The organism is Methylobacterium sp. WL103 (assembly GCF_008039885.1).
Taxonomy (GTDB): Bacteria; Pseudomonadota; Alphaproteobacteria; order Rhizobiales; family Beijerinckiaceae; genus Methylobacterium; species Methylobacterium cerastii.
On sequence record NZ_VRUX01000127.1, the window covers coordinates 1 to 9,364 of the forward strand.

The window sequence follows — 9,364 nt, forward strand, 5'->3', positions numbered from 1 at the left end:
GGCGAATCTGCGTCGGCGCCCGCCCGGCCCGGCCCGGATGCGGCGGGCGCCGACGCAGATTCGCCAACCCCCAAGCGCCACGCAGCAGCACGAGGACGAACAGGGTGAAGCCCAAGGTGAAGTGGCTGCTCCCGACGAAGCGCGTCAGCGCCGTGTCGCCGATGCCGACATAGAGCAGGGCGCCTGTGAACTGCCACGCGAAGAGCGCCGCCATGAGCCAATGGAATCCACGGCTGACGGGCCCATACCGCTCCGGTGTGTCGAGCCACCGCGCCATCTCAGATCCTTCCGACCCGTGCGTCGCCCCGGACGGTCCGGCTTCGCGAAGGCGATGCACGCATGAGACCGCATCCGCGGCTCTGCGGTCGAGGCGGCGAAACGCCGTACCATCGATCACGCGCGCAGGCACGGGATGGCGTGTCGCGATGCCGACGTCTGTCGGCCTCCGAGACCGGTAACCATTCGTTAACGATCCTGGGCCACGCATGGATCACGAGGGGATGCACGCCGTCCCCTCGTCATTGGGAAGCCCCGCTCCGGTTGCAACCGAACGGGGCTTTTCCATTTCCAGGCTCTGCCGTCGAACGACCGGTCCGAAGCCGGCTGCGATCGCGGCCGAAGCTTTCGCCTCGTCGCCGGTTCGCGCGTCGAGGATGTCGGCCTCCACGCCATCGCTGCCGAGACCGAAAGCGCGCCCGCGGTCCCGGACCCGGATCATCGATCCGGATTGGTGAACCAGGCACGGGCACAGGCCCGGTTTGCGGCGGTCGCTCCATCGCTCCGGCAAATGCCCATGCCGGCCCATCGCGGTCATTGAAGAAGTCCGGAGGGTCTGCGGTGCGTTCGAATGAAGGAAGGATTTATGAACCGCATCAACGTTAGCGGTTTGTTATCCCCGTCGAGAGCGTTGCCCAATCCAAACACAACCAAACCCGGCCGGCTGCATTATGCATACGAACCGACGCGAGGATGTCTGCGCCGGGGACTGAGATAGACGCCGTCGAAGTCGAGAGTGTGATGATCCACCAGCTCATTTACTATAGCCGCAACACCGTTCCGGGCGGCGACCGCGCCATGCTGACGAACCTTCGCGACATCGTCTCGGCCTCGCAACGCAACAACTGCCGTGACGGGATCACCGGCTTCCTGATCTTCGACAAGACTTGGTTCATCCAGATCCTCGAGGGGGATCGCGCGCAGGTCGGCGAAACCTACAACCGGATCGCGCGGGACCCTCGGCACACCGGTGCGACCGTCGCGGATGCCCGCAACGTCTCGACGCGCTCGTTCCCGAACTGGACGATGGGCGGCGCGATGCGGACACCGGAGGTCGAGGAGGTCTACCTGCAGCACGGGGTCGGAAGCGCGATCGAGCCGGCCCGTCTCAAGAGCAGCCAGATCATCGCGTTGGCGCTCGACCTTCAGGCGTTCGACCAGGCGCGGCGTCAAGGGATGCGCCTCGCGAGCTGAAGGCGACGGGCACCCGCTCGGGGCGGCCCGCGCGCCGTCGAGGCCGGAAGCCTTGCGGTGGGCCGAACAGGCATCGCGACGAACGCTGCCGGTGCGGCGGCGCCTCCGGCATCGCCGAATTCGATGGGACGTTGCGTAACGTCACGCTCGATTAAACCTGTCGTCGTATCCCACGGGACGGCACCCCCGCCCGAGCGGGGCTGCGCATGGGCTTCAGGGGACTTATGTCGGACACACAGCGTGAGGCGTTGCGCCAACAGGCGCTCGCCGAAATCGACCTCCTCGACACGCCGCCCGAGCGCGAGTTCGACGCCCTCGCCAAGCTCGCCCAACGCATGCTCGGAACCGGCATGTCCTCGATCACCCTAGTCGCCCCGGAGCGGCAGTGGTTCAAGGCGCGCTGCGGACCCCTGGCGGCCGAGACCCAGCGGGCCCAGGCGTTCTGTCCCATCGTGTTCGAGACCGAAGCGCCACTGATCGTCGCCGACACCACCCTCGACCCGCGCTTCGCGACGAGCCTGTTCGTCACGCGCGCACCGCACATCCGCTACTACGCCGGCGTCCCGGTCCGCGTCCGGCGCCCCGACGGCGAAAGGGTCACGGTCGGGACGCTCTGCGTCCTCGACGAGCAGCCCCGCGCGCCGACGCCTGCCGACCTCGACATCCTCACCGAGCTGGCCTGCGTCGCCGAAGCCCTGATCGAAGCCCGGACCCTCGCCGTCCGCGCCGCGGAGGTGGCCGATGAGCACCGGATGGCGGTCGAACGCCTGGAACGCGAGCGTCGCCAGTTCAAACGGGCCGAGCGCATGGCCGACATGGGATCGTACCGCTACGACATCGAGAAGCGGTCCCTGTCCTGGTCGGACGGCGTCTTCGCCATCCACGAGCTGCCCGTCGGCGGCGCCGAGCCGGACGGCGACGGCATGGACGCCTTCCCCGAGCCCGATCGCACGGCGTTCAGGGCCGCGGTGATGCGCACCCTGGACACCGGCGAGCCGTTCGAGCTCGAGGCCGACCTCGTGACCGCCAAGGGAAACATCCGGCGCGTGCGATGCTCCTGCGAGATCGAGCTGGCCAAGGGCAAGCCCGCCGCCCTCATCGGCTTGATCCAGAACATCACCGAGCGGCACGGGCTGGAGACGCGGCTCCGCCACCAGGCCCGCACCGACGACCTGACGCAGCTGGCCAACAGGGCCGAGTTCCACCGCGTCCTCGATGCGCGGCTGCACGAGGCGCGGGCCGCCGACGGCGACGTCGGCGTCCTCCTGATCGATCTCGACGGCTTCAAGGGCGTGAACGACGCCCTCGGGCACGCGGCGGGCGACGCGGTGCTGCGCCGCGTCGCCGAGCGCCTGCGCAAAGCCGGCTACGAGCGGTATTTTCCGGCGCGCCTGGGTGGCGACGAATTCGCCGTCGTCGTCCCCCAGAACCTCGCTCGCGCGGACCTGGACCGGATGGTGCGGCGCCTCCTGCACGACCTCGAGATCGTCGTGGACGGACAGGGCCACATCGCCCGCGTGACGGGAACGGTCGGCATCGCGTGGTCCAGCGAAGCGTCGCACGACCGCGACGCCGTCCTGCGCCACGCCGACGCGGCGCTCTACGCGGCCAAGCGCACGCGGAAGGGCACGGCGCAGACGTATCGGGTGAAGCCGGATTCGCGGCAGGTCGCCTGAGCGCGGTCCTAGTCTCGGGCCGCGCCGCGTCGGCGTCTACCAGCGGTAGATCAGGCTGGCGATGACCTGGCGCGGCTGGCCGCGGTAGCAGAAGCCCGCCTGGCAGCTCTGGTCGTTGCGGTCGAGCAGGTTGGTGACGTTGGCCTGAAATCGCATGCCCGCGATCCGCGGGTCGAGCTTGGCGAAGTCGTAGCCGGCCACGGCGTCGAACAGCGTCACGGTGGAGTTCCGGAAGGTGCCCGGCACGTCGTTGGCCGGGCTGGTTCCGGCGAAGCGCGCGCCGCCGCCGAAGATGAGGCCGAAGAGGTCGAAGCCCGGCGGGATCGCGTAGGTCGCGAACGCCTTCACCGCGTTGGCCGGGATGCCGGACAGGGCGAGCCCCACCGTGTCCGGGCTGCCGGGGCTCTTGGTGGTGCGGATGTCGACGTGGCTGTAGGCGGCGGTGACGTTGAAGCCCGGGCCGACTTGTCCACCGCCTCGATCTCGGCGCCGCGCGAGCGCACCTCGCCCACCGCCGCCTGGAAGATCAGCGGCGACACCGGGTCGGGGCGCAGCACGTTGGTCTGCCGGATGTCGAATACGGTGGTGTTCAGGAAGACGCTGGTGCCCGGCACGTTGAACTTGATGCCGCCCTCGACCTGCTCGCCCTGGGTCGGCGCGAAGGACGCGTTGTTGCGGCCGAGGCCGAGCTGCCGCGCGAACGAGGTCGCGTAGCTCACGTAGGGGACGAACTGGTCGGTGAGGAGATAGCTCGCGGCGGCGCGGCCGGTGAAGGCGTTCCGGTCGTCCTTGAAGGTGGTCGCCATCGACGGCACGTCGACGCGCGAGGCGACGGTGTCGTGGCGCCCGGTCAGCGTGAGGATCAGGCGGCCGATCCTGGTCTGGTCCTGGACGTAGGTGCCGACCTGCTCCTGGATCGTCCGCGACGCGACGACGACGGACGGCTCGGCAATGAACTGCGCCTCGTAATTCGGGCGGACTAGGCCGGCATGGGCGACCTCGAGCACGCTGCGGTTGCAGCGAATGGACCCATGCACACCAGATCTAGAACTCGAGGCCCGGGCCGTTCACCGCCTCGGACTCGCGGGCGCAGAAGGCTTGGTCCGGCGCCTTGCGCTCGCTCGCGAGCACCTTGGAAAGCTCGACCCGCGCCCGTTCGAAGTCGGCGCGGAAGCCGGCGTCGCCCACCAGCGCGGCGAAGATCACCGAGCCGTTGGTGCGCCCGGCGGCGACGTCGCTCATCCAGTGCACGCCGCAGACGACGCGGCTCTCGCCGTAGGCCCGGCCGCGGGCGAGGATCGCGGTGGCCTTCTCGGGCACCAGGGCGGCCATGATCAGGGCGTAGGCCCAGCCTTGCGTGGCGTGGCCGGACGGGTAGCTGAAGCTGTCGGCGAGCGCCTGGGTCCGCTGCACGCAGATCGGCGCCTCGTTGCCGACGAAGGGGCGCAGGCGCCGGTAATGCACCTTCGGCCCGCGGGTGCCGGCGGCGATGTCGAGGCGCGCGCGCTCGAACAGGGTGATCACCGCCGGCACGCGGGCTTGGTCGACGCGGGTGCCGAGCACGCAGGCGAAGGTTTCCAGGATCGCGGCCGCGCCCTCGGCCACGTCGGTGGCGGCCATCTCCCACCGCGGGGAGCCCTTCATCGCCCGCGTCGCGTTGAAGGCGGCGCGGTCGGCGGCCTCCAGGGTCGAGTGGCTGGCCGGCGGCGCCGGCAGGATCTGGACGGTGTCGGGAACGCCCGCGCCGGTCAGGTACGGCTTGTGCGCCGGCTTGTCGGGCCGCACCGGGTCGGCGGCGACGGAGGGCGCCGCCGGGGCCGGCGTCTGGGCGGTGGTCTCGGCCTGGGCCACGGATGCGAGGAGCGCAAAGAGCGCCAGGGCAGTCGGGAAACGCGGCATCGGGTCCGTCCTCCGGGGCGGGCGAGGCCCAAGCCTTAACGCCTCGACCCTGAACGGGATACGACGGCGGCGCGACTTTTCCGGTCGGGACCCGGGCAAGTGCCGACGGGAGCGGGGAATTCGGGGGGCGGGCCGATCGACCCCCCTCTCCCCGCAGGCGGGGAGAGGCCCGCAGGCACCTCGTCGTGCCTGCGGGAAGCGGAGGCGAAGCCGAAGCGACGGTGAGGGGGAGGTGCCGGACGAGGCTCCTCCGTTGGCACCCCCTCACCTTCGGCTGCCGCCTCGCTTCGCCGACGACGAGGTCGGCCAAGCCCTCTCCCCGCACGCGGGGCGAGGGGATGCGCGCTGGCCGCCGGGGGCGGACACGCGCCGCTCTGACCAACGTCCGGAAAGAGGAACGATGCCCCCCCCTTAAAACCCCGTCGGCGCTCGCAGATGCCACGCCGTCGCGCCCTGGAAGGCCTGCCCGATGCGCAACGCCATGGCCTCGTCGTAGCCGCGGCAGGCGATCTGCAGGGAGAGCGGCAGGCCGTCTCGCGAAAAACCGTTCGGCAGGCTGAGGCCGCAGAGGTCGAGCAGGTTGGCGAAGCGGGTGAAGCGGGACGGCATGTGCAGTTCGTCGACCTCCGCCAGCGGCACCGCCGCGGTCTCGGTGGTCGGCGTCAGGATCGCGTCGACGCCCTCCCAGGCGAGCGCGAGGTCGCGCTTGAGGGCGTCGCGGCGCTGGAGCGTCGCGAGGTAGTCCTGGGCCGACAGGCTGCGACCGCCGAGGATGCGCGCGCGCACCGCGTCGCCGAGCGGGGCGGCCGCGTCCTCGGCGAGCGCGCCGTTGACGAAGTAGGCCTCGGCGTTGGTGATCCCGCTCATCGCCACGAGGTCGAAAAACCGGAACGGCAGCGTCAGGTCGACGACCTCCGCGCCGAGCCCGGACAGCACGTCGAGGGCGGTGTCGTAGGCGGAAAGCATCTCGGCCGAGCAGCCCGTGCGCTCGGCCTCCGGCATCCGCGCGAGGCGCAGGCCGCGCACGCCGCGGTCCAGGGTCGGGAACGGGTCGGCGGTCAGGATGCCGCGGGTCGCGGGATCGAGCGGGTCGGGTCCGGAGATCGCCGCGTAGAGCAGGGCGGCGTCGGCGACGCTGCGGGCAAGCGGGCCGGGGGTGTCGAGGGTCGCGCTGAGCGGCACGATGCCATGGGTCGAGACCCGGCCGACGGTGACCTTCAGGCCGGTCAACCCGCAGAACGCCGCCGGCAGGCGCACCGATCCGCCGGTGTCGGTGCCGATGCCCCAGGGCGCCATCCGCGCGGCCACCGCGACGCCGGTGCCGCTACTCGAGCCGCCGGGGGTGCGCGGGGTTTCGAGGTCCCACGGGTTCCACGGGGTGCCGAGGTGCTGGTTGGTGCCCCAGCCGCCATAGGCGAACTCCACCGTGTGGGTCTTGCCGAGCACGATCATCCCCTGCGCGATCAGGCGCCGGGCGATGGTGGCGGTGCAGTCAGCACGCCGCGCCCGGTGGGCGGCCGACCCGCCCATGGTGATGCGGCCCTTGATGTCGATCAGGTCCTTCAGCGCGATCGGCACCCCATGCAGCGGGCCGACCGCGTGGCCGGAGCGGATCGCCCGGTCGGCGCCCTCCGCCGCCAGCCGCGCGTCGTCGGCGAAGACTTCGGTGAAAGCCTGAAGCTTCGGCTCGCGGGCGTCGATGCGCGCGAGCATCGCCTCCACGGCCTCGACCGGCGACACCGTTTTGCCGGCAATGCGTTTGGCGAGCTCGGTCGCCGAAAGGTCGGCGAGGTCGTCGCCCGTATCCGTCAAGATGCCTGACACCGTCGTCCTCTTCGTCGTCTTGCACTGCAGGAGGCGCGCGTTTCCCTGGACGGGTGGAGCGGGAGCGGAACCCGATCCGGGGTCCAGCATGATCACGTCGCGAAGCGTCCGAATTTCTCGCCGCGCCGGGTATCGAGCCGCTGACGCGGCACTTTCGTTCGCTGGATCCCGGATCACCCTCCGTTGGCGCTGCGGGCGTCCGGGACAACGTCGTCGCGTCGTTCGAAATCCCTACGGCATGCTCACCAGCGTCAAGTCGACGAACCAGCTCTGCGGCGAGACGAACCCCTTCACCTTCGGGCTCATGCCGCGGGGGTTGAGGTCGTGGACGACGTAGAGCCAGGGCGGGTCGTCCACCAGGCGCTCGTGCGCGGCCTTGGTGGCGGCCGAGATCTCGGCCGGGTCGCTCGATTCGGCGAGCGTCTTCAGGGCCTTGTCGAAGGTCGCGTCGGTCCAGTTCGGGAAGTTGAAGCCGTTCGGGGGAAAGCGGTCGGCCGCGAAATAGCGCACCATCACGCCGGCATCCGACGTCGGCGAGGAGACGTTGAGGGCGTTCGAGCCCTGGAGGCTCGCCGCGTCGGGCAGCGCGCGGCTGGAATTCAGCAGGATCTGCCACTCGACCACGTTGAACGACACGTCGACGTCGCAGGCCTGCTTGAGGTTCTCCTGCATGAACTCGTTCATCGGCATCGGCGACATCTGCCCCGAGCCCGAGGCCGAGATCATGATCTTCAGCGACAAAGGCTTCTTGGCGGTGTAGCCGGCCTCGGCGAGCAGCGCCTTGCCCTTCTTCGGATCGAAGACGTAGCGGTTCTTCGGGGTGCCGAAATCCGGGTTGCCATCGTTGAACCAGCCGCTGGCGGCCTCCGCCGTGCCGTTGAGGAAGCTGACCACCGCGGGTCGGTCGACGCAGTAGTTCAGCGCCTGGCGCACGCGCACGTCCTTGACCGGGCTGTTCGTCGCGCCGACGTTGAAGATCCACGGCCAGACATGCGGGTAGACGCCGGTGGTGACGGCAAAGCCCGCGGCCTTGAGCGACGGGATCGCATCGGGGGCCGGCACCTCGATCCAGTCGACCTGGCCCGCGCGCAACGCCGCGATCCGGGCGTTCGCCTCGGGGATCGGCATCAGGCGGATCTTGTCGACCTTCGCCATCCGGAATTTATCCCAGTAGCCGTCGTTGCGGGCGAGATCCGCGGATTCCCGCGGGGTCACCTTGGTGAGCTTGAACGGCCCGGTGCCGGCCGCCGGCACCGCCTGCACCTTGGCCCAGTCGCGGCCGGCCTTCTCGAACGATTGCGGCGAGGTGAATAGCAGGTACACCGCCATGTAGGGGAAGTACGAGGCCACCTGCGTGGTGGTGATCTGGATCGTGCGCGCGTCGAGCTTCTTGTAGCTGCCCATGATCGGCACCCGGGCGCGGGAGATGCCCGCGCCCTGCGCTTCGAATTGCGGGCTGTCGTTCTTGAAGTACCGGTCGAGGTTCCAGATCACCGCGTCGGCATCGAACGGTTCGCCGTCGTGGAAGCGCACGCCGTCGCGCAGGTGGAAGGTCCAGATCCGCTTGTCCTCGGCGGATTGCTCCCAGGCGGTGGCGAGCGCCGGCATCAGACCAGCCGGCTTGTCGGTGCGGGTCAGGTCCCACTGCACCAGCCCCTCGAAGATCGGATAGCCGAGGAAGCGCATGCCCTCGAAGCCGTTGTTGGGCATGCCGGTCGCGGTGGGCACGTCGGTCGCGGTCATCGCGATGCGCAGGACGCTCTCGGCCGACGCCGGCGGGGCGGCGAGCGCGGTGGTCAGCGTGACGGCGGCGAGCGTTCGGCCGATCATCGTGGGGCTTCTCATGCGGTGGGCGGGGGGATCCCGGCACGGGCAAGTCCCGCGCCAACGCCCGGGTGCCGACGGGACCGCATCCTCGATCGCAGGTTGCGATGCGCGTGCCGCGCGGTGTTGCGCCCAGGCCTTGCGCCGCCCTATTCCGCGGCGCCACGATGGCGCCTCCGGGCCGTGCGGCGCCGGACGGCGAGACGAGGGAAGAGCGCGTTGACAGAGACGATGAACGGCGCCGAGAGCCTGGTCCGCACCCTGGTCGCCGGGGGCGTCGAGGTCTGCTTCACCAATCCCGGCACCTCCGAGATGCATTTCGTGGCGGCGCTCGACCGGGTCGAGGGCATGGCCTGCGTGCTGTTCCTGTTCGAGGGCGGCGCGACGGGGGCCGCCGACGGCTACGCCCGCATGGCCGACAAGCCGGCCTCGACCCTGCTCCATCTCGGCCCGGGCCTCGCCAACGGACTGGCCAACCTCCACAACGCCCGCCGCGCCCGCTCGCCGATCGTCAACATCGTCGGCGAGCACGCCACCTATCACCGCATCCACGACGCGCCGCTCACCTCCGACATCGAGGGCTTCGCCCGGCCGGTCTCGGCCTGGCTGCGCATGGGCACGACCGCGGAGGCCATCGCCGCCGACGGCGCCGACGCGATCGCCGCGGCGCG

10 protein-coding genes and 1 pseudogene are annotated in these 9,364 nt (G+C 70.3%); 4 read left to right on the top strand and 7 right to left on the bottom strand.

The features are described from left to right. Both FV222_RS10395 and FV222_RS10400 read right to left on the bottom strand, forming a co-directional pair. Positions 1 to 277 (bottom strand): cytochrome b/b6 domain-containing protein (locus tag FV222_RS10395; protein WP_187277295.1); only part of this gene is annotated, 277 nt, incomplete at its 3' end. Between the two features lie 213 nt (positions 278 to 490). Continuing rightward, on the bottom strand, positions 491 to 814 hold the full coding sequence (locus tag FV222_RS10400; RefSeq protein ID WP_147762149.1) for a hypothetical protein: 324 nt from the start codon (positions 812 to 814) through the stop codon (positions 491 to 493). A 203-nt stretch (positions 815 to 1,017) separates the two neighbouring features. Between FV222_RS10400 and FV222_RS10405 the strand changes: the two genes are divergently transcribed. Both FV222_RS10405 and FV222_RS10410 read left to right on the top strand, forming a co-directional pair. Next, positions 1,018 to 1,470, top strand: a complete 453-nt coding sequence (locus tag FV222_RS10405; RefSeq protein ID WP_147752565.1) for a BLUF domain-containing protein — start codon at positions 1,018 to 1,020, stop codon at positions 1,468 to 1,470. 224 nt (positions 1,471 to 1,694) lie between these two features. Continuing rightward, positions 1,695 to 3,146: a diguanylate cyclase gene (locus tag FV222_RS10410; RefSeq protein WP_147752564.1), complete on the top strand. Its 1,452-nt coding sequence runs from the start codon at positions 1,695 to 1,697 to the stop codon at positions 3,144 to 3,146. A gap of 36 nt (positions 3,147 to 3,182) precedes the next feature. Here FV222_RS10410 and FV222_RS31990 read toward each other — a convergent pair whose 3' ends face one another. The 3 genes from FV222_RS31990 to FV222_RS10420 are packed head-to-tail and all read right to left on the bottom strand — an operon-like array spanning position 3,183 to position 5,045. After that, positions 3,183 to 3,566 carry a TonB-dependent receptor gene (locus FV222_RS31990; RefSeq protein WP_348644089.1) on the bottom strand — a complete coding sequence of 128 codons (384 nt, stop codon included), beginning with the start codon at positions 3,564 to 3,566 and terminating at the stop codon, positions 3,183 to 3,185. Then, positions 3,491 to 4,153 carry a TonB-dependent receptor gene (locus FV222_RS10415; protein WP_348644934.1) on the bottom strand — a complete coding sequence of 221 codons (663 nt, stop codon included), beginning with the start codon at positions 4,151 to 4,153 and terminating at the stop codon, positions 3,491 to 3,493. The genes FV222_RS31990 and FV222_RS10415 overlap by 76 nt, the downstream gene beginning before the upstream one ends. Positions 4,154 to 4,190: 37 nt before the next feature. Beyond that, positions 4,191 to 5,045, bottom strand: coding sequence for a phosphatase PAP2 family protein (locus tag FV222_RS10420; RefSeq protein WP_147762148.1), 855 nt, complete (start codon positions 5,043 to 5,045; stop codon positions 4,191 to 4,193). Between the two features lie 146 nt (positions 5,046 to 5,191). Between FV222_RS10420 and FV222_RS31105 the strand changes: the two are divergent. Continuing rightward, positions 5,192 to 5,403: pseudogene (locus FV222_RS31105) on the top strand (hypothetical protein); the annotation flags it as partial. A gap of 53 nt (positions 5,404 to 5,456) precedes the next feature. On the opposite strand, the gene FV222_RS10425 reads toward FV222_RS31105, so the two are convergent. Beyond that, a complete protein-coding gene (locus tag FV222_RS10425) occupies positions 5,457 to 6,869 on the bottom strand; it encodes an amidase (RefSeq protein ID WP_246685405.1) in 1,413 nt (470 codons plus the stop codon). Positions 6,870 to 7,100: 231 nt separating this feature from the next. Next, on the bottom strand, positions 7,101 to 8,699 hold the full coding sequence (locus FV222_RS10430; RefSeq protein WP_147762200.1) for an ABC transporter substrate-binding protein: 1,599 nt from the start codon (positions 8,697 to 8,699) through the stop codon (positions 7,101 to 7,103). 225 nt (positions 8,700 to 8,924) lie between these two features. Here FV222_RS10430 and FV222_RS10435 point away from each other — a divergent pair. Continuing rightward, the coding region (locus tag FV222_RS10435; RefSeq protein WP_246685406.1) for a thiamine pyrophosphate-binding protein at positions 8,925 to 9,364 on the top strand (440 nt) is incomplete at its 3' end.